The sequence below is a fragment of the Alloalcanivorax xenomutans genome (genome assembly GCF_032810065.1).
GTDB classification, from domain to species: Bacteria; Pseudomonadota; Gammaproteobacteria; order Pseudomonadales; family Alcanivoracaceae; genus Alloalcanivorax; species Alloalcanivorax xenomutans.
Genome location: NZ_CP136538.1, coordinates 4,276,452 through 4,296,659 on the forward strand (window position 1 = coordinate 4,276,452; position 20,208 = coordinate 4,296,659).

Annotated in this window: 18 protein-coding genes; 7 read left to right on the forward strand and 11 right to left on the reverse strand. The window is 61.5% G+C overall.

Annotated elements, in window-relative coordinates; genetic code table 11:
- Nucleotides 1-21 precede the first annotated feature (21 nt).
- The 5 genes from RYH70_RS19745 to RYH70_RS19765 form a co-directional block, all read right to left on the reverse strand.
- Nucleotides 22-813, reverse strand: a complete 792-nt coding sequence (locus RYH70_RS19745; protein WP_026948339.1) for an enoyl-CoA hydratase-related protein — start codon at nucleotides 811-813, stop codon at nucleotides 22-24.
- 5 nt (nucleotides 814-818) lie between these two features.
- Nucleotides 819-2,111 carry an acyl-CoA dehydrogenase family protein gene (locus RYH70_RS19750; protein ID WP_055100389.1) on the reverse strand — a complete coding sequence of 431 codons (1,293 nt, stop codon included), beginning with the start codon at nucleotides 2,109-2,111 and terminating at the stop codon, nucleotides 819-821.
- A 77-nt stretch (nucleotides 2,112-2,188) separates the two neighbouring features.
- A complete protein-coding gene (locus tag RYH70_RS19755; RefSeq protein ID WP_317009562.1) occupies nucleotides 2,189-2,560 on the reverse strand; it encodes a DUF6285 domain-containing protein in 372 nt (123 codons plus the stop codon).
- 22 nt (nucleotides 2,561-2,582) lie between these two features.
- Nucleotides 2,583-3,575 carry a phosphotransferase family protein gene (locus RYH70_RS19760; protein ID WP_031228219.1) on the reverse strand — a complete coding sequence of 331 codons (993 nt, stop codon included), beginning with the start codon at nucleotides 3,573-3,575 and terminating at the stop codon, nucleotides 2,583-2,585.
- 145 nt (nucleotides 3,576-3,720) lie between these two features.
- Entirely contained in the window at nucleotides 3,721-4,488 is a 768-nt protein-coding gene (locus RYH70_RS19765) for an enoyl-CoA hydratase/isomerase family protein (RefSeq protein ID WP_022994740.1), read from the reverse strand.
- A 163-nt stretch (nucleotides 4,489-4,651) separates the two neighbouring features.
- Between RYH70_RS19765 and RYH70_RS19770 the strand changes: the two genes are divergently transcribed.
- The 3 genes from RYH70_RS19770 to RYH70_RS19780 are packed head-to-tail and all read left to right on the forward strand — an operon-like array spanning nucleotide 4,652 to nucleotide 7,072.
- Nucleotides 4,652-5,455, forward strand: a complete 804-nt coding sequence (locus RYH70_RS19770) for an SDR family oxidoreductase (protein WP_317009563.1) — start codon at nucleotides 4,652-4,654, stop codon at nucleotides 5,453-5,455.
- A 35-nt stretch (nucleotides 5,456-5,490) separates the two neighbouring features.
- Nucleotides 5,491-6,372 (forward strand): crotonase/enoyl-CoA hydratase family protein, encoded by an 882-nt coding sequence (locus RYH70_RS19775; protein WP_055100387.1) that lies wholly within the window; start codon nucleotides 5,491-5,493, stop codon nucleotides 6,370-6,372.
- 13 nt (nucleotides 6,373-6,385) lie between these two features.
- Nucleotides 6,386-7,072, forward strand: coding sequence for a nitroreductase (locus RYH70_RS19780; RefSeq protein ID WP_022994737.1), 687 nt, complete (start codon nucleotides 6,386-6,388; stop codon nucleotides 7,070-7,072).
- A 29-nt stretch (nucleotides 7,073-7,101) separates the two neighbouring features.
- On the opposite strand, the gene RYH70_RS19785 is transcribed toward RYH70_RS19780, so the two are convergent.
- On the reverse strand, nucleotides 7,102-7,593 hold the full coding sequence (locus RYH70_RS19785) for an Lrp/AsnC family transcriptional regulator (RefSeq protein ID WP_031228218.1): 492 nt from the start codon (nucleotides 7,591-7,593) through the stop codon (nucleotides 7,102-7,104).
- Nucleotides 7,594-7,727: 134 nt separating this feature from the next.
- On the opposite strand from RYH70_RS19785, the gene RYH70_RS19790 reads away from it, so the two are divergent.
- Nucleotides 7,728-8,360, forward strand: coding sequence for a LysE family translocator (locus tag RYH70_RS19790; RefSeq protein ID WP_317009564.1), 633 nt, complete (start codon nucleotides 7,728-7,730; stop codon nucleotides 8,358-8,360).
- Here the strand turns inward: RYH70_RS19790 and RYH70_RS19795 are convergent.
- The 4 genes from RYH70_RS19795 to RYH70_RS19810 all read right to left on the reverse strand — a co-directional run bounded on the left by RYH70_RS19795 (nucleotide 8,355) and on the right by RYH70_RS19810 (nucleotide 12,994).
- Entirely contained in the window at nucleotides 8,355-8,867 is a 513-nt protein-coding gene (locus RYH70_RS19795; protein WP_316309064.1) for a TRAP transporter small permease, read from the reverse strand. The two genes, RYH70_RS19790 and RYH70_RS19795, sit on opposite strands and share 6 nt — an antisense overlap.
- Before the next feature lie 20 nt (nucleotides 8,868-8,887).
- Nucleotides 8,888-10,198 (reverse strand): TRAP transporter large permease, encoded by a 1,311-nt coding sequence (locus RYH70_RS19800; protein ID WP_284455366.1) that lies wholly within the window; start codon nucleotides 10,196-10,198, stop codon nucleotides 8,888-8,890.
- An 8-nt stretch (nucleotides 10,199-10,206) separates the two neighbouring features.
- Nucleotides 10,207-11,286 carry a TRAP transporter substrate-binding protein DctP gene (gene dctP / locus RYH70_RS19805; RefSeq protein ID WP_284455365.1) on the reverse strand — a complete coding sequence of 360 codons (1,080 nt, stop codon included), beginning with the start codon at nucleotides 11,284-11,286 and terminating at the stop codon, nucleotides 10,207-10,209.
- A 94-nt stretch (nucleotides 11,287-11,380) separates the two neighbouring features.
- Nucleotides 11,381-12,994, reverse strand: coding sequence for a class I adenylate-forming enzyme family protein (locus tag RYH70_RS19810; RefSeq protein WP_284455364.1), 1,614 nt, complete (start codon nucleotides 12,992-12,994; stop codon nucleotides 11,381-11,383).
- Nucleotides 12,995-13,815: 821 nt separating this feature from the next.
- On the opposite strand from RYH70_RS19810, the gene RYH70_RS19815 reads away from it, so the two are divergent.
- From RYH70_RS19815 to RYH70_RS19825, 3 genes are all read left to right on the forward strand, one after another.
- Nucleotides 13,816-15,195 carry a hypothetical protein gene (locus RYH70_RS19815; RefSeq protein ID WP_063141179.1) on the forward strand — a complete coding sequence of 460 codons (1,380 nt, stop codon included), beginning with the start codon at nucleotides 13,816-13,818 and terminating at the stop codon, nucleotides 15,193-15,195.
- 738 nt (nucleotides 15,196-15,933) lie between these two features.
- Nucleotides 15,934-17,319, forward strand: a complete 1,386-nt coding sequence (locus tag RYH70_RS19820) for a hypothetical protein (RefSeq protein WP_022994729.1) — start codon at nucleotides 15,934-15,936, stop codon at nucleotides 17,317-17,319.
- 287 nt (nucleotides 17,320-17,606) lie between these two features.
- On the forward strand, nucleotides 17,607-18,467 hold the full coding sequence (locus RYH70_RS19825; protein WP_317009565.1) for a hypothetical protein: 861 nt from the start codon (nucleotides 17,607-17,609) through the stop codon (nucleotides 18,465-18,467).
- 66 nt (nucleotides 18,468-18,533) lie between these two features.
- Here RYH70_RS19825 and RYH70_RS19830 read toward each other — a convergent pair whose 3' ends face one another.
- Nucleotides 18,534-20,162 (reverse strand): SMP-30/gluconolactonase/LRE family protein, encoded by a 1,629-nt coding sequence (locus RYH70_RS19830; RefSeq protein ID WP_199466621.1) that lies wholly within the window; start codon nucleotides 20,160-20,162, stop codon nucleotides 18,534-18,536.
- Between the last annotated feature and the right edge of the window lie 46 nt (nucleotides 20,163-20,208).

Sequence of the window (20,208 nt, forward strand, 5' to 3'; positions counted from 1 at the left end):
GGCATCGTCACCGGCGGTGGATCAATCGAAGTTCGGCCTGCGCTTTTCCAGAAAGGCCTGGACGCCTTCCTGGAAGGCATCGCTATCGATCAATCGCTGTTGTCCCTGGGTTTCCAGCTCCATTTGCTGATCCAGGGTGTTGTGCTGGGCGGCGTCCAGGGCGCGGCGGGCTTCCAGAGCAGCGCCCCGCGGCAAGGCCGCCAGGCGCGTGGCCAGCTCGCGGCTGGTCTTCTCCAGCGCCTCGTCATCGCAGCAGCCCCAGATCATACCCCAGCGCTCCGCCTGCTCCGAGGGGATGCGCTCTCCCAGCAGGGTGGCCCCCATGGCGCGGGCGGAACCGGCCAGACGCGGCAGGTGCCAGGTAGCGCCCAGGTCCGGCAGGATGCCCAGGGTGGGAATGAACGGAAACAGGAAATAAGCGGAGCGGGCCGCGACCACCACGTCTCCGGCCAGCGCGAGGCTGGCCCCCGCCCCCGCCGCGGCGCCATTCACCGCGGACACCACCGGTACCCGGCAGCGGCGCAGTGCCTGAATCAGGGGCACCGAGGTTTCCCGCATCATTCGTGCCACTCGCGTGCCCACCGACTCATCGCTGGCCGGCGCCATGGTGCCCAAATCGGCGCCGGAGCAGAAGGCACGGCCACTGCCGGTGACAATCAGGGCACGCACACTGTCGTCCTGCTCAATGGCCGCCAGAGCGTGGAGCATCTCCTTTTGCAGTTCCGTCGCCAGCGCGTTCATGGTTTTCGGGCGGTGCAGGCTCAGCACCGCGATGGCGCCGTCCCGTTGCAGTTGGATCGAGTTGTATTCCATAGCCATTATCCTTGTTCGTCCCGCCAGCGATTCGGCCCCAGATAGCCGAACAGATAAGCGGCGACCTTACGCATCTGGATTTCCTCCGCCCCTTCGGTGATCCGATAGCGGCGGTGGTGCCGGTAAATATGTTCGAATGGCTTGTGCCGGGAATAGCCCATGCCACCGTGGATCTGCATGGCACGATCCGCCGCCTCACAGCACAGGCGATTGGCCCAGAAATTACACATCGACACTTTATCGGAAAGTTGCTTCTCCACTTCCACCTTTGGCAACTGATCCATCCGCCAGGCGGTATGGCGAATCAGCAACCGCAGCATTTCCGCCTGGGTATGCAGTTCCACCATCGGGAATTGAATGCCCTGATTCTTCGCCAGCGCTTCCCCAAACGGTTTGCGGTCGCGAGCATACCGCACACTTTCCTGAATGCAGAACACCGCCGCGCCGAGACTGGAAGCGGCCTGCCGGATGCGGTTTTCGTGAACGAAATGCTGGGCCAGCGCCAGGCCGTTGCCCTCTTCGCCGAACAGTGTGTCCGCCGGCACCCAGACATCGGTAAAGCTGATGCGCGGATGGTCGGTGGGCATGTTGAAGGTCCACAGGTACTCCTCCACCTTCAACCCTGGCGTGTCCGAGGGCACCAGCAGGGCGGTGATGCCTTTGGCGTCGCCGTCCTTGCCGCTGGTGCGGGCGAATGTCAGGCAGTGGGTGGACGTGTGCATGCCGGTGATCCACATTTTCTCGCCGTTGATCAGCCAACCGTCGACGCCGTCCCGCTGTTGCTTCACCGCGCGGGTTTCCATATGGGTGGCGTCGGAACCGTGATTGGGCTCGGTGAGACCAAAGGAGAGTTTCAGCTCACCGTTGAGCATGCCGTGGATAAAAGTGTCGCTCTGCTCGGCGGTGCCGAAATCCCGGAACATCAAGACAAAGGGGTTATTGGCGACGATGGAGTGCTCGTTCTGCAGATCGTTGTGCAGCCCGAGACCTTTTGCCGCCAGATGCTCTCGAATAACCGTCATCGCCAGATGGGAACCATCCTGACCGCCGTATTGTTTCGGCAAAGGGAAACGCCAATGGCCGGCCTTGTCGGCGCGGCGACGGGCTTCCATCAGCAACGCTTCCCACTCTTCCCTGGGCAGACCGCCATTGTCAAAGTCGGTGCGCGCCCATTCCCGGCGGTGGTCAAAGAACCGAATGTTATCGTCCTGATTCTCCAGCGGTTTGATTTCCGCTTCGATGAACGCGTCCAGCTGTTCCAGATAGGCGGTCAATTCCGCCGGCAGATTGAAATCCATCACACCCTCCTTCGTGGGTTTTGTGGGGTGGGCTCCGTGGAGTGAATCCTGTACCGGCCCGCCACCATCGGCGCGCCTCAACGGTCCCGCGCGTTGAGGTAGCCGGAATAACGGGGCTGATCCACCGCCACCTTGTGCAGGGTGACGAACCAGAGAAAATCGGCCAGCCCCGGGGTATCCAGAGTGAATTCACCGTTGGCGATGCCCTGACAAAGACGTTCGGTCAACAGCCGGGTATCGCCGTCCTCACCAAGCAGATCACGCAGCCGTTGCCGCTCCTCCGCGGCGATATTCTCCAGCTGTGTCAGTTGCCGCTGGACCATATCCACCACATTGGCGGCCACCCGCACCCGGAACGCCAGCCCGTTACTGACCGCCGGCATCACTTCACGGCGCAGGAACTCCGCCACCACGGCCAGCAGGTCGGGGTCCTTGGGCAAATCTTGCATCGATCGCTCCTCGAACAGGCGCTCAGCGCGCCAACAGGGTCAACAGATCTATTTCGGTTTCCGAAGCACGGCGGCCAATGGCCCCCCGCTCCACGGTGCGGTCGGTACCACTGATGAAGGCCTGGGCCATCTTCTGACAGATCACACCCCACTTGAGAACACCAAACACTTCCCAGAACGCCACCCTGCTCGGATCCACCCGGCGACCACTGGCTTCCTGGTAGCCCTGGAACAGCTCCTCGCGGGTGCCGAAGCCCCCCACCGGCAGAGCACTGTTCCCGAAGCGCCAGGAGTTGACGCATATCCAGCCCAGATCCGCCATCGGATCACCGAGATAGGAAAGCTCCCAATCCAGCACGACACGCAGGCCGTTGCGATCCACCATCAGATTGCCGTTGCGGAAATCACCGTGAACCAGGCAGGGTTCCGCCGGCTCGGCGGGCAGGTTGTCACGCAGCCACCGGAACGCCAGCTCGAATACCGGACGCGGTTCGCCGCAGGCCTGGTAGCGCTGGTAGTAGGTGTCGATCAATTGTTCGGCGGTGCGCTGACGCAGGAACGAAACCTTGTCCAACGGCACCTGATGAATACCCGCCATCACTTGTCCGCATTGCCGCGCCAGCACCGAGCGGGCATTGCTATAGGCTTCGTCGCGCAGGATCCGTTGCGGCAGGGTTTCCCCATCGACCCGGCGCATGATGTAGCCCACGCCAAGGTCATCCTCCTCCTTCAACTCGTAACGCACGATGGGAACCGGCACATCGTGACGCAGCACTTCCCGCAACAGGCGTGCTTCCTGGTCCATGGTCAGCGTGGTGGAATCGGAGCCGTTCATGGGGCTGGCGATTCTCAGAATCAGCGGCTCCACATCATCGTCGCCGACCAGATTGAACGACCACATCTGCTGGCTGGCGCCACCGGTCAGACGGGTCAGTTTGTCAATCGCGGCACCGGGTAACAGACGCGAGGACAACGCCTGCAACGCCTTACCCACGTTTTCCTGGTTTAACTCCATGAGATCCCCATGCTGGCTGCTCATTGGGTCCGCGACCCCGGTTCAGCCGCCACCGGGACTCAGGCTCCGGCGGCGGAAAGCTTAAAAATTCTAGGAACCCGCCAGCCGGATTAACGTCGTCGAATCAGACGATTTGCTGAGTCGCTTATTTCTTCGACTTCGTTTTAAAGGCCTCCACCGCCGCTTTCGATTCCGGGCTGGCGATGCAACGGTGTTGCGCCACCGCTTCCTGCTGGTAGGTTTCCGCGTAGCTGCTGGTGGCCGCCGCGCGCAGCAATCGCTTGGCTTCCGCGGTGGCCAGCGGGGAGCGTTGCGCCAGTTGGCCGCCCCATTCCAATGCCCGCTCTTCCAGTTGATCCACCGGCAGAACCTGGTTGGCTATACCCAGTGCCAGGCAACGCTGTGAGTCCAGACTGCCGCCCTCGACAATCAGTTGGAAAGCACGCTGATAGCCCAGATGCTGATAGAGGAACCAGGTGGCACCGCCATCAGGGACCAGCCCGATGTGGCTGAACGCCATGTAAATCCGGGCTTCCTCCGCCATCAACACCAGATCGCAGGCCATCAGCACCGCCGCGCCGACGCCGGCGGCGACACCGGGCGCCATGCCGATGACCGGCAGCGGCATGGTGGAGATTTTCTCCAGTAACGGCCGATAGCCATCCAGCAGGGTCTCAATGACACTAGGCTTGTTCTCCGGCGACTCCATCAAATCAGCGCCGGCGGAAAAGGCACGGCCGGTGGAACCGAGCACCACCACTTTGACGCGGTCATCCTGCTCCGCCTCGTTGAGGGCGGCCAACAGGGCTTCGCGCAGAGGGATATTGAAGGCGTTGAGGGCGTCCGGGCGGTTCATCTTGACGATCGCCACGGCCCCGTTCACCCGATAATCGACAAGCGCTTCGCTGGTCATGGTGACTCCTTGCAGGCCAATGAGGTGGCTCCGCATGATCGTTGGGAACCCCCTCCGTGGGCGTCGTCCGAAAAGACGATTCGTCCTAACCGACGATTGCCGCTTTTCACCCGGGTCGTGAATCTGTATCTCCCATGCACAGCAGAGCAGAGAAGGCCCAGCCATGAGCGAACAGCCCGTACGTACCGTCCAAGCCCTTTTCGATCTCACCGGCAAAACCGCCCTGGTCACCGGCGGTTCGCGCGGCCTCGGCCTGCAGATGGCGGAGGCGCTGGGCGAAGCCGGGGCCCGCGTGGCGATCAGTGCGCGCAAGGTCAAGGAACTGGAGGAAGCCGCCGAGCATCTGCGCCAACGCGGCATCGAAGTGCTGCTGTTGCCGGCTGATCTTTCCCAAGAGGCGCATGTGCTGAACCTGGCGGAACAGGCGGTCAAGGAACTCGGCCAGGTGGACATCCTGGTCAACAATGCCGGCGCCACCTGGGGCGCTCCGGCGGAGGACTACCCCATGGACGGCTGGGACAAGGTGATGACCCTCAATGTGCGCAACCTGTTCCTGCTGACCCGGGAAATCGGCCGCTTGAGCATGATCCCGCGCCGTTACGGCCGCATCGTCAATATCGCCTCCAACGCCGCCCTCGGCGGCAATCGCGATTTGATGCAGGCGGTGGGCTACAGCACCAGCAAAGGCGCGGTGGTCACCTTCACCCGGGCGCTGGCGGCGGAATGGGGTGCTTACAATATTACCGTCAATGCCATCGGCCCGGGGGTGTTCCCCAGCAAGATGTCCCGCTACCTTAGTGAGCGGCACGGCGACGAAGGCCTGGCACGGCGGGTCCCCCTCAACCAGATCGGTGACGAGGAGGGGCTCAAGGGCGTGGCGCTTTTGTTTGCTTCGGACGCCGGCAAGCACACCACCGGCCAGTTTTTGCTGGTGGACGGCGGCGCTTCCGCGATGATCGCGGGCTGACCGCCCTTTACCTTTTTTTGTACTCGGGAGTCACCATGGAAATTCCTTCCTTCCAAACACTGGAACTGACCGTCGATGATGGTATCGCCACCCTTTATCTCAATCGCCCGGACCGCATGAACGCCTTTACCCGGGAGATGAAGGACGAACTGATCGCCGCCTTTGATTTCACCGACGCCACTGACGAAGTACGCGCGGTGATCGTCACCGGCAAGGGCCGCGCCTTCTGCGCCGGCGCGGATCTGGCCTCCGGCGGCGACACCTTCGACTACAAGAAGCGCGGCGGCGAAGGCGCCAACCCGGACGACGCTCACCGTGACGGCGGTGGTCAGGTGGCCCTGCGCATCTACCGCAGTCTCAAGCCGGTGATCGCCGCCGTTAACGGTGCCGCGGTGGGGGTCGGGATTACCATGCAACTGCCCATGGACGTGCGGCTCGCCGCTGAAAACGCCCGTTTTGGCTTTGTTTTCTCCAAACGGGGCATCGTCAACGAAGCGGCGTCTTCCTGGTTCCTGAGCCGTGTGGTGGGGATTTCCTCGGCGCTGGAATGGTGCTTCACCGGCCGGGTTTTCAACGCTCAGGAGGCCAAGGAACGTGGCCTCGTGCGTTCCGTGCATCCCGCTGACGAACTGTACGACGAGGCGGTAAAACTGGCTCGCGAGTTCGCCGACCAGACCTCCGCCGTCTCCATCGCCGCCATGCGGCAGATGATATGGCGCATGGCCGGGGCTTCCCATCCCATGGAAGCCCACCGCCTGGACAGTGCGACGATGAAATCCCGGGGCGGTTCCAACGACGTTCGCGAAGGGGTCAATTCGTTCCTGGAGAAACGCCCGGCGCAGTTCCCCGACCGCGTCTCCACCGACATGCCGGACTGCTTCGAATGGCAGAGCGAACCGCCGTTTAAGGCCATTTAAGGAGGGAGGCCCGATGACCGATGCCGCCAAGACCGTCAGTGAGGCGCTGGAATCCCGGCGCTCGATCCGCGCTTTTCAGGATCGTCCGGTGGACGGCGCCCTGTTGCGCGCCATTCTGGAAAAAGCCAGCCGGGCCCCGTCCGGAGGCAATTTGCAGCCCTGGCATCTTTATGTGGTGGGGGGCGAGCGCCTGGACCAGTTCAAGGCGATCATGCGTGAGCGCCTGCAAGACTCGCCTGGCGGGGAAAACAGAGAGTACGACGTCTATCCCCCGAACCTGATCGCCCCCTACCGGGACCGGCGTTTTCAGGTCGGCGAGGACATGTATGGCCTGCTCGGCATTCCCCGCGACGACAAGGCGGCACGGTTACGCTGGTTCGCCAACAACTTCCAGTTCTTCGGCGCGCCGGTGGCTCTGTTTTGCTATGTGCACCGCACCATGGGGCCACCGCAATGGTCTGACCTGGGTATGTATCTGCAATCGGTGATGCTACTGCTGCGCGAGGCCGGTCTGGACAGCTGCCCGCAGGAGTGCTGGTCGCTGTACCCGCAAACCCTGGGTGAATTCCTCCAGGCGCCCGACGAGTGGATGCTGTTCACCGGCATGTCCATTGGTTACCGGGACGAGAACGCGGAAGTGAATCAGCTGCGCGCCAAGCGCGCGCCGCTGGATGAGATCGCCGAGTTCCACGGCCTCTGATCAGGAGGGGCCCGCGCCCCTCCTTCCCGTCATCCCGCCGCCCCTGGCAGATGCGCCAGCGACAACCCGGTTTCCCGCTTGACCGTGGAGATGGCGAAGTTACTGCGGATATCCGTGACACCGGGGAGTTTCAGCAAGGTGCCGCGCAAAAACCGCTCGTAGGCGGGCAAATCCGGCACCACCACTTGAAGCAGAAAGTCCGACTCTCCGGAAAGCAGATAACAGGACACCACCTCCGGCAGATCCGCCACGGCCCCACGAAAGGCACTGTCCGCCTCATCATCGTGCTGCCCTACCTTGATGCCAACGAAAACCGTCAACCCCAAACCCACTCCGGCACGGTCCAACTCGGCGCGGTAGCCGCGAATGATCCCGCGTTGTTCCAGCAAACGAACCCGGCGCAGGCAGGGTGACGGCGAAAGCCCCACTTCCTCGGACAGCTGAACGTTGCTCAATCTGCCGTCCCGCTGCAACGCGGCCAGAATTCGCCGGTCCAGATTGTCCAACTTCATTTCTGGCATAAATGGGTCCCTTCAGGCTCATCATTGGCATTATATGCCAACACATAACGTTATCACCCGCCAAAACGCAATCCGACCTGCCGATCCAGGCCGTACTCTTAGCACCATGAAGAGGCAACCGGAACCCCGCTGGCATGGCTCATCTTGAAACCTTCATTGGCGCCCTGGTGGTGGCCTATCTGGTACCCGGTCCGGACCTGGTTCTGGTGCTGGAGACCGCCAGTGTCAGGGGGCGCGCCCAGGGCCTGGCGACAGCGGCGGGGCTGGCGGTGGCCCGTGGGGCCCACGTGGTCATGGCGGCAGCCGGTCTGGCCGCGTTGCTGAAAACCTCACCTTGGGTATTCGAGTTGGTCCGCTGGATCGGGGTGCTCTATCTGGTCTGGCTCGGCATCAGGATCGGCCGTTCCGCATCCTGGTCACTGGAAGATTCAGTGGCGACGCCGGGCAGCCCGCCCCGAGCCTATGGCTCGGCGGCCTGGCGCGGCCTGCTGACCAATTTCACCAATCCCAAATCGCTGCTGTTCTGCTCCGTGTTGCTGCCCCAGTTCATCGACATCGGCAACGGTTCGGTGGCCTCTCAGTTTCTATTGCTGGGCACGATTCTGGTGGGCCTGGGCGTACTGTTTGACTTGTTCTATATCGCCGGTGGCCGCGCGCTTGGCCTGTGGATGCAACATCGTCCCTGGGCGCAACGCCTTCAGCGGGGCCTGTTCGCCACCCTGCTGATCGGCTTCGCCCTGCGCCTGGCCATGAGCCGTCCGTTATGACTCGCCGTTTCCGGCTGGGCGGCCGGCCAGCGCTTGCCACCACAGCCGCACCATCTCCAGCAGCATCAGCGCGAACGCCAGCGGCATCATCAACATCACCGGCCACACTGGCCAGAGCCGGGTACCGATCTGCATCTGCCGGGCGCTTTGCGCGGCCTCCCAGGCAAATTGCCACAGGTACCAGAGCAATACGGCAAAGATCACGATCTCCACGGTCAGCACCAACACCACCATCGCTCGCGCCCATCCCGGCGACATCCTGTCGGCCAGAATATCGAAGCGGGGAAAGGTGCCCTGCCGATGCCCCAGCGGCACCGCCCAGAACACCAACAAGGGAAACAGCATGCGCTCGATCATGTTGTAACCACCGGGAATCAGGTCCATTCCCAGCAGATAACGGCCGAGCACCCCGATCACCGTGATCATCATGATCAGGAACAGGCAGAGTCCCGCGCCCACCGAGGCCAGCCCGCCCTCCAATCGATCAATCGCTTTCCAGAACGCCATGGCGTCACCTCTCTCGCGGCTCAGCGAATTTGCTGTGGCAGCCAGGTAATCAGGGCGGGATAGCTGATCAGCAGAACGGTCAGCACCACGCCGGCCACCAGCGCGAACAGACTGGCGGACCGGAATACCCGCGCCACCGGATAGTTGCCGGCGCTGGCGGCGGCGAAAGTGGCCAGCCCCACCGGTGGCGTGAGCAGCCCCAATGCGATCATCAGCGAGGCCATCACCCCGAACCACAGCAGGTCGATTCCGGCGCTTTGCAGCAGCGGCAGGATGATCGGTACCAGCAACACGATCACCGCCGCCGATTCCAGGAACATGCCACCGAGAAAGAACACCGCCATCAGAATCGCCGCCACCACATTGGGGTGGCCCAGTATCGGCTCCATCAGCGACAGCAGCTCATTGGGCAAACGGGAAAAGGTGAGGAAACGGGCGAAAATCTTGGCGCCGAGCACCAGCATCATGAGCGTGGCGGTGACCTTCACCGACTCCGCCAGCGCCTCGAACAATCCGCGCAGGTTAACCCGCCTCATCAGCATCATGCCCGCCATGGCGGTGAAGGCGCCGAGCGCGCCGGCCTCCGCCACCGTGACCACACCGCCGTAGATACCGCCAAACACGATCATCATCAGCGCCACCACGAACAGAAAGGCGGTCATGCTGCGACGAGCCTCCCCGGAGGGCGGCGCCTGTTCCGGCGCCTGGCCGTCCACCGCGCCCTCGCGCAATTCACCGAACAGGCGCAGGCAAACGATATAGATCACGATACACAGCAGCCCCGGCCCGATCGCACCGATGAACAAATGGCCGATGGGCACCGATGCCAGCGAACCATAAATGATCATGATCAGACTCGGCGGAATGATCGCCGACAGGGAGCCGGCCACCGCCGACAGGCTCAACGAGAAGCGCCGGGTGTAACCCAGTTTTTCCAGCTCCGGCGACGCCAGTGATGCCAGGGAGGCGGAGCTGGCGGCGCCGGAGCCCGACACCGCGCCCAGCAACGAGCCGGTGACGATGGTCGCCACCCCCAATGGGAAGCGCCGATAACCGGACAACCGGTGCCCCACGGCGAACAGGTCCCGTATCACGCCGCCACGCAACAACAGCTGCGCCATCAACAGATACAGCGGCACGATGGACAGGGAGTAAATCGACGCCGTGTAGAATGTATCGGAACCAAGAATCCCTCCGAGCACGTCCACGCCGACCACCAGCACGATGCCCAACATACCGGCGCCAAACAGTACCGTGGCCACGTTCTGGCCAAGCACCAGGAAAGCGGCGAACCAGGCCAGCACTATCCAGATAATCTGCGTATTCGACATGGTGCCGCTCAGTCCTGTTCGAGGTAGTCCGCGGCACTCGGCGGAATGGTCCCGCCCTGCTCCTCAATCAGCTCCGCCCACAGGCGCGCGGTGGCCTTGCCCGGATGCCCGGCCTCCTCCATTTGTTCGATCCAGCGAATCCAGGTACGGCTGGCGGCATCCTGCAAATGCCCGGCCATGTCGTCGGACAGCTCGCTCAGTTCCACGAAGGTGGCGCCCGCCTTCTGGGTCCTGGCTCTCACTGCTTCCTCCTGCCTATCGATATGGGCGGCGTTATCCAGGGCGATCTGACGGGCCACCCGGTCCCAGGTGGCGCGCTGTTGTTCGGTCAATCCGTTCCAGGTCTGGTCGGTGACCGCCAGGTAGCTTTCCCAATGTCCCATGGAAATGCCGGTGATGGTGTACTTGAGCAGGTCCTCGAACGAGTACGACGGCCAATCCGCCACCGACAGGATGGTGCCAATCACCGTCTTGCGGGACAGCGCCTCGTAGGAGTCGGCGCTGGTCATGGTCACCGGCGTCGCGCCCAGTTCCTGCAGCAGTATGGTGTGCAGCGCGGAACCGGCACGGATCGGCGCGCCTTCCAGGTCGTCCGGAGAATCCAGCACCCTGCCGATGGTGGACAACGAATACGCGGAAGTGGCCCCCAGGGGCCAGCCACGCAGCCCCTTGCTGGCCAACTCGTACTGGTAAAAGGTCTTGCCGTCCGCCAGTTCCCGGTCGGAGTCCATCAGCGTCTGAAGCGCCTTGGTGACCATCACCGAAGTGGTATTCAGAGTTGGTAGCTGGGTCACGTCGGACAGCGGAAAACTGCCTTCATGGTAGGGTGCCAGCAGCGGCGCGGCCACGGAAATGGTGCCGGTCTTCAGCGCATCCCATTCCCGCCCCGGTGTCACCAGGGAACCGGAATAGAAACGCACGAAGGAAAGGTCCGTTTCCTTTTCCATGGCGTCCACGAACGGGTCCATGTGCTGGCCGACCCAGAAGTGCTGCTGCCCCATACCGGCGGAAATTCTCAAAGGCGCGGCGGCGGACACCGCCGTCATCACCGTGAGTGTCATAACCAGAAGCAAACGTACCACGCGCATAAAGATGTCCTCCCCGGCAACGCAACCGGCTTATCCGTGCTGATGTTGGGAGCGCAGGAACCATCCCGCGGCGGTTGCGGTGAACCGCCGCGGCCTAGCCGGACGCTGTTTGGGTTTCGCTGATACGGAGCCGTAACTGCGCCTTCAACACCTTGCCATTGGCGTTACGAGGCAGCGGCTCTTCAAGAAAGTCGATGAAATCAGGGATTTTGTAATCGGCCAGATGTTCGGCGCAGTAAGTCTTGAGACGGGCGGCGCTGAGCCTAGGGTCGTCGCTGACCACGAACAGTTGGATTTTCTCTCCCAGCACCGGATCAGGCCGGGCCACCGCGGCACACTCGATCACGCCGTCGAGCCCCTGCAGCAATCCTTCCAGTTCGGCGCTGTAAATGTTGTAGCCGGCACGGTTGATCATGTCCTTTTTGCGGTCCAGCACCCGCACGTAGCCGTTTTCGTCCACCGAACCGATGTCTCCGGAACGCCAGTAGCCGCCGGCGAATTCGGCACGATCCGCCTCCGCGTTGTTCCAATATCCCGGCGTCACCATGGGGCCGGCGATCCATAACTCGCCGGCCTCGCCCGGTGGCCGTTCGCGGCCATTGGAGTCCATCACCTTGATGTCACCGCAGGTGACCACCCGGCCGACACTGTCGGCATGCCGGGCCGCCTCACCCAACGGCAGAATAGTAGCCGGTGAACAGGTCTCGGTGGCCCCGTAGGCGTTGACCAACTGCAGGTTCGGCAACCGTTCCGCCAATCTCTCGATGGTGGCTTCCGGCATGGGCGCGCCACCGAAGCCACCGAGCCGCCAGGCGGACAGGTCATATTGACCGAAGTCCGCTCGCAGCAGGCAAAGGTTATACATGGCGGGCACCATCACCGTATGCGTGATCCGCTCCCGATCGGCCAGAGCCAGGAAACGCTGGGCGTCGAATTCCCGCTGAATCACCACGCAGCCCCCCACGTGGAACAGGGTCAGAATCACCGCCACCACACCGGTCACATGACTCGCCGGCACCACCAGCAACGAGCGCTCGTTTTCACCCAGCGCCATGGACTGTTCAAAGTGCAGCAGGCTGTGCAGCAGGTTCAGGTGGGTCAGGCGCACGCCCTTTGGGCGTCCGGTGGTGCCCGAGGTGTACAGCAGGATGGCGGTATCATCTTCTTGAGGGGTGGGCAGAGGCAGGCGCGGGGCGCCTTCCTTCAGCAGCGCCTCGAATGGCTCGGCGCCGGCGACCTCGTCACCCACCGCGAAGCGGAACGCCAGCGCCGGCAAGGTTTCCCGGCCGCTGACTTTATCGCTCTGAACTTCATCATGAATCAGCACCTTGGCCTGGCAGTGATACAGGATATAAGCCAGCCCGGATTTGGATTCGCGGATGTTGACCGGCACCACTATGGCACCGAGCCGCAGCGCCCCCAGCAACGCCAGCACGAACTCGTTGCTGTTGGCCATCAGCAAGGCGATCCGGTCACCGGCCTCCACGCCGCGCCGCGCCAGCTGGGCCGCGATATGTTGTATGCGCCGGTTGGCCTCCCGATAGGTCAGCCGCTGACCATCACAAACCAGACACTCATTGTCCGGCGCCCGGCTCACTGCACGGCGAAAGGAGGCCAAAAGATTGGCCGGTCTGGTGGCGTAGCAACGCACCAGGCGATCGCCAAAGTGGTACTCATGGCGAACGGCGAAGGGGACCTTGTCTCCCATATAGATCTCTCCGGAACTGCCGGGTCCATGTTGTTCTTCTCTTTCCATTGTTAGGGGGTGACCCCGGAAGACTCGTCGTCCGAAGCGACGATTTGCCCCTCGGGCGGGGAATCTATCCTCTTTTCGGAGGTCTTCTTAAAGTGTGCGCGCTTACTTACACGTCCTCTTGTTTTATTTTGAAATAGTTCTTATCGGTATGGACGATTTTTTCTTCCATTAAATATGTTAGGGACTGCCATAATCGCTCAATTTACGATCAATTTCCCGATCGAATGACACATTTGGAAATTGTTTTCGTCGCCAGAATCTCTTCTCATTTCTCTTTTTCCGTGATCGTTTCCTGCCAGTGAACACCCGCTCGCGACGAAGGCCGGCGCAGCCGGCAAACGGCGCAAAACACTTCATGTCATGGCGGATCGCATGCAACTCATTGTTTTGGAAGAATTATTCACATGGCCATGCGACTTAAGGAGGGGTTCGCCAATCCCCTGAAAGCCGCTTACCATCGGTATATCGCCCTTCTTCACGCGCGGGGGAAAAGCGCGAAGGCAAGGGGCTTCGGGCGCTCCAGGCATTTCGTCGAAACCGACGATTGTTACCGTTCGGTCACAGAGACAACCATATCGTCGACAGGGAGTACGCCCGTTCCCCATTAAAGGCCTGCGAAACGGGTATACTTGCACGTCTTCTAGGGTGCCTCCGGGATGGAGGTCCTCTCTCGGGAGAAACTGCCTTCGGAAGGGCGAAGGGAGGCACAGGGGCATAATTCAAAACAGCGGCCCCTCTATCAATAAACTTCGAAGAACACAGGACGAATAACAATGGCACTTAAGTGGACCAGCAATCACGAAGGGGGTCAGGCCAGCCCTGCCCGTTCCCAACTCCGCACCAGTATCAAAGCCGCCGCGATCGGCTCGGCCATCGGCATTGGCACCTTGATGTCGGCTCCGGCCATGGCATTGAAAACCGATTTCGGCATGGAATATCGTGCTACCGCCTTCGCGGCCAGCTCCGATGCTTTCGATACCGGTGCTGCCGGCACTTCCGAAACGGATACCGGTTTCGGCCATTTGATCCGCGTCAAAGCCAACTTCCTGGATGAAGACACCGGCATCTCCGTCTACACCAGTGTGGAACTGGCGGGCGACCGCTGGACCGGCGACAACCGCGGCTATAACACCACCAACGCACAAGGGTTCAATACCGGCAGCCGTGGCGACAACGTTCGCCTGGATCTCGGCTATGTGCAGATCCCGGTAGGACACACCATCTTCCGCGTGGGCCGTCAGGCCACCAGTTACAACAACTGTTTCCTGGTCTGTGACGACCGCCGTGACCGGCTCCTGATGATCCAGCCTCTAAATAAGACCACCACCATGGTGCTGGGCTACGACCGTCGCTCCGATACCACCCCATTCGCCAACCAGGACAATGGCGACATGGCCCTGTTGGGTGTCACCGGGAAGCTGAGCGATAGCTGGAATGCCGGGCTGCTCTACGTGCAGTGGATGAACAACTACGAAGGGGTCACCCCGCATCCAGGCGGTGGCGCAGCCCCCTACGCCCTCAATAATGTAACCCTGTTTTCCGGTTATGTGACCGGCGGTCTCGGTGATGCCGTGAAGGGCACCGTGGGCTTCAACTACTTCACCAATGGTAACGTCGAAACCGGTGCGGACGATCAGTACTTCACCGATCAGTCTCCGTCCGGCTATCTGCGCCTTGAAGGCGGCGTCGGCGTCGTTGACTGGGGCGTCCAATACGTCCTGTCCCGCGATGGTGGCCTGATTGCTCCCGGCTTCGATACCTATTCCAGCCTGATCAACAACAACCCGGACGCCACCCAGAGCGCCAACAGCATGTATACCATGGGCCGGACTCTCGGCCTCAAGGACATGGACGAGGATCTGGTGATCGGCAAGCTGACCTGGAACGTTACCGACAAGTTCGCCGTTACCGGCGCCGTGGGCCAACTGTCCGTGGATACCGGTACCGTGGACGACGACAGCATGGTCTACGACCTGCAGTTCGCCTACCAGGTCAACAAAGCTCTGCGCACCTGGTTGTCCGTGGGCATGCTGGAGGAAAACAAGGCCGGCTTGCTGGCCGGCAACGGTTTGGTTGGTCCTCTGACGGGGATGAACACCTTCGCCGACGACGACGTGAAGGCGGCCAGCCTGAACATGACCGTGAACTTCTGATTGTTTGCTGAATCAGTAACCCTCCGGAAAGGGGCGGCCCAAGCCGCCCCTTTCCTTTTGTCCTCTCCCTACCCACCCTGATATTGTCCCCCACCGCAGATAACCTCAGCGGCTCTCCCGGCTTCCGCTCGCCGCCGTCGCCCGAGAGTCAACAATGCCCTCCACGCCAAATCCCGACATCTCTCAGCCGCTTTCCATGGGGGATGCCCGTGTGTCAGCACACGATCAAGCCTCACCGGAAAAGATGAATCCCCCAGCCCCGATCACGCCCAAAACATCCCTCTCCATGCCATTATTATTTAATTCAACCCGGTTTATATATTCATGCATTTCCCTTTTTATTTTTATATTAATGGAACAATCGTCCCACACTTTAAATAATGATTTTATTAACCCGTAACTCAGTCCTTTTAAATCGATTTAAGATTAGAAACATTCTCACCAGTATAAATTTCACATCTCGTCGGAAACGACGATTGTTACCGTTTCTCCATGAAGGGAAAGATAAGCTGACCGGGGCGTATTAATACGCTTATGCAGAAATACACTCCGGCAATTAAGGGCCTTCCTGAATAAGGCTGGCTCACTCGGGAGAAACTGCCTTCGGAAGGGCACGCGAGGGACATCGGGGATTGGCACACGGGTACAAATCAACACCGGGTGTGGTCGCCATGGCGCATCGGCGCCGTCCGAAGTTCCCATATACCAATAAACTTCGAACAATAAAGGGCAACAACAATGGCATTTAAGTGGACCGATAAACAAAACACACCGCTGACCACCAGCACCCCTTCAAATCAACTCCGCAAAAGTATTAAAGCCGCCGCGATCGGCTCCGCCATCGGCCTCGGCACTCTGATGTCGTCCTCCGCCATGGCACTGAAAACCGATTTCGGCATGGAGTATCGCGCCACCGCGTTCGGCGTCACTTCCGACGCGTTCGACTCCACCGATCCCGGCACCTCCGACACGGATACCGGCTTCGGCCATCTGATCCGGGTCAAAGCCAACTTCCTGGATGAGGACACCGGTATCTCCGTCTACACCAGCGTGGAACTGGCCGGTGACCGCTGGGTGGGTGACAACCACGGTGCCGCCTCACCCGCCAATGACCAGGCTTTCAACACCGGCAGCCGCGGCGACAATGTGCGCCTGGATCTGGGTTATGTGCAGATTCCGGTAGGCCACACCATCTTCCGCGTGGGCCGTCAGGCCACCAGTTACAACAACTGCTTCCTGGTGTGTGATGACCGCCGAGACCGGGTATTGATGATTCAACCGCTGAGCAAGAAAACCACGCTGGTGGCGCTCTACGATCGCCGCCAGGACGCCGCGCCGTTCGCCAACCAGGACAACGGCGACATGACCACCCTGGGTATCACCAGCAAAATCACGGATAACGTGAATGCCGGGCTGGTCTACGTACAGTGGATGAACAACTACGAGGGCAGCATCGCCTATCCCGGCGCGGCCACGCCCTATGTGCTGTCCAACGTTACCCTCTTCTCAGGCTATGTCAGCGGCGGCCTCGGCGATGTCGCCAAAGCTACCGTGGGCTTCAACTATTTCACCAACGGCAACGTGGAAGGCGCCGCCGACGACCAGTACTTCACCGATGACGCCCCCTCGGCGTATCTGCGCCTTGAAGGCGATGCCGGCGTGGTGGGCTGGGGCCTTCAGTACATCATGTCCAAGGACGGCGGTTTGATCTCCCCCGGCTTCGACACCTACTCCAGCCTGATCAACAACAATCCCGATTCCACCCAAAGCCCCACCAGCATGTATCGCATGGGTGGCACGCTCGGGGTCAAAGGCTACGATGAGGAAGTGATCGCCGGTAAGCTGACCTGGAACCTCACCGACAAGTTCGCCGTTACCGGCGCCGTGGGTCAACTGTCCGTTGACAACCCGACCATCAACGCCGATGACGACAGCATGTTCTACGACCTGCAGTTCAGCTATCAGGTCAACAAGACTCTGAGAACCTGGCTGTCCGTGGGTATGCTGGAAGAAAACGAAGCCGGCATGTTGTCCAGCAACGGCCTGGTCGGCCCTCTGCCGTCGGCGGCTTTCGCCGATGACGATGTGAAGGCCGCCAGCCTGAATATGACCGTCAACTTCTAAGCTCCCGGTTCCGTGTGGTGGGGGCAGTCCAGGATGGACCGCCCTCCGTGGAATCCGTTTGGATTCACTGCACCATACCGCGCGGCATGAGGGTCCCTTCGCCCTGTTGTCCGCCTCTCGTCGCGTCACCTGCGGATCGTGCCATTTCCGCTGGTACGCGGCGCTTTTTCATGTGGGCCGGAGAGCCTGACACTGGACACTCCCTCTTCAGTTGCGCAAACTCCAAGAGACGTCCGGGCCGGCCTGCTCCGACCCGCCCCCTCAATGCGGTAGAAACGGAAACATCCATGAATAACAGCCCCCGTCGAGCCCTGCTTGGCCTCCTGGCGGCCGCTTTTGTCAGCGGTTGCGCCAGCCAGAACCTGGACACTGAAAACGCACTGGAAATGGTCGACTCTCCGGCCGAGCTCAACACGCCCAAACCGGAATGGAAGACGCCGTTCTGGGAGCGTGGCGCCAGTGACCAGGGTGCCGTCACCGCATTCCAACGTCGCGATGAACCCCTCAATAATGTCGGCGTGCTGGTACAGGGTCAGCTCGGCAATGCCGATGCCTTCTGGAGCACGCTCACCGAAGGCGCTCCGGAACACGGTTTCGTGATTGTTCCCACCGGCACCCTGCGTGACGCCCTGAGCAATACCCAGGGTTGTGGCAATGCCCCGCTGCAAAGCGAAAGCTGCCTGGACGGTTTGACCACCTATCCAGGTGTTCGTCTGTTGGTGGAAGTGGTTCCCGCCGGCCAGAATCAACTGCAGGTTTCCCTGCGCGATACTACCCGTGAAGGCGTCTCCACGGTGACCCTGGACACGGACAGCAACGGCGGCGCCAACGCGCTGCTGGATGAGCTGGCGGCCCGCGCCGACAGCGCCCGCTGGTCGGTACGCGCTTTCGACGGTGGTGACGGCCATGTCTATATCCCCGCCGGCCGCCGCAACGGGCTGGCATTGGGCACTGAATTGGAAGTGCGGCAGCCGGGACAGGCGATCCAGGCGCCGTCCGGTCAGGTGATCGGTTGGCGCCCCGGCGCCGTCGCCGGCAAGGTGAAGGTGACGCAGTGGGTTGGCGAAGGTCTGGCCGTGGTCGAGACCACTTCGGGCAGCGCTCCCAGTCCCAATGACTGGCTCACCCTGCCCCGCAAGAAAAACTGATCCAGACGGAAACCAGGATCGCGACCTTCTTCACAAGGGCCGCGATCCTTTCTTCCATTCCGCGCCTCAACGCCGCTTCATACGATACAGACCACCCTTGCGGTCGGCACTGAAGTAGAGATCCCCGTTGGCGGCTTCCACTACATCATTGAAGACGCCAGTGGGCGGCAAGCCCTGAAGCTGGGGCAACCCCACCGGCAGTTCCTCCGCCAGCACGCGCTGGTCGCCCCGGACCGGGTCCACTTCCAACAGACGGCGCTTGCCCACTTCCATCACCAGCAGCTTGCCATCCCGGGTCAGATCGATGCCTTCCGGCAAGACCAGGTCATCGCGGATCAGACGGCGGGACCAGTCATCGGTATCGAACGCCCACAGATTGCCGCCGGCATCGGCCACATACAGCGCCGAGCCGTCTTTGTTCAAGGACAAGCCGGCCGGTCCTTCCAGGTCCTCAACCACCACATCCCTTTTCTTGCCTTCCTCGCCGGACACCCGCACCAGATCGCCACTGGCCAGCTCCGCCACCAGCAGGCTGCCGTCGTTAAGACGGACCACATCGTGGGGCGCCTTGAACTCATGCAGGGAGCGCTTCAATTCACCGCTGTGCCGATCGAATTCCTGCACCACGCCGGCGGCCCAGCTGGCGGTGACCACGGTGTCCTGATCCGCCCAGATGTTCATCGGGTACTCCAGGTCAGAGCCCCACACCCGCGCCAACTCGTGCACCTTATCTTCGCCCACCGCGTAGCGACGCAAGGCGAATACATCGGCAATGTAGATGTCATCGCCGACCACCGACAGCCCCGCCGGCGCGGCCAGATCCGAACGCACCAGGGTGCGGATCTTGCCGCTTTCCGGGTCCACTTCCTGAATCGAGTTATCCGCCATGTTGGAGACGTAGATACGTTTGCGCTTGTGATCCACGGCCAGGTTGTCCAGGGCCGGCTGTAACGTCGCCACCGTGGTTTTGGCGCCACTGTCCACATCCACCCGCACCAGCTCGCCGGTTTTGGTATCCACCACGTAGAGCCGCCCTTCGGCATCGAAGTTCACCGCCGCCGGCACCTGAAAATCCCGCGCCACGGTTTCCATCTTGCCGCTGTCCACGTCCACGCGGACCACTTTGCCCTTGAACCACAATGGCCCGTACAGCTTGCCGTCGGCGCCGAACTCGAAACCATTGAGGCCGCCCATGTCTTCCTTGATCTTACGGACCGGCGCCTCACCCTGACGGTCGATTTCATAGAGCGCATCCCCCATGAACACCTGGGTCGCGAACAGCCGGCCTTCCTGGTTATAGGCCAGGGAATTGATGCCGGGCAGGCCAAGAGCGGCGTCACGCACTTCGCCATCGGCATCGCGAATGCGCAGAATACCGCTGAGGTAAGAGGTCCAGGCCATTTCGCCGTCGGGCCCGAAGGCGACGTCATCGGCCATGCCCTCATCCGGCCCTTCAAACACCGTCACCTTACCGCTGTTGATGTCCACGCGATTAAGCGATTGCCCCACCACGCTGCCGGCGTACAAGCGTCCTTCCGTGTCCACGCCCAGTCCGTGCACACCGAGATACGGCAGGGGCCCCACCACGGCCCTGGGCGCATCGTAGCGCGCCTCCTCGGCCTGAACGGCAGCCCCGAATGACAAACATAACGCCAGCGTCATCCAGCGCCATTGAGTGCGGGGTCGACAATACATACAACTCTCCATTCCGTGTCCTGGTCATACCGGCACTTCGCCGGAC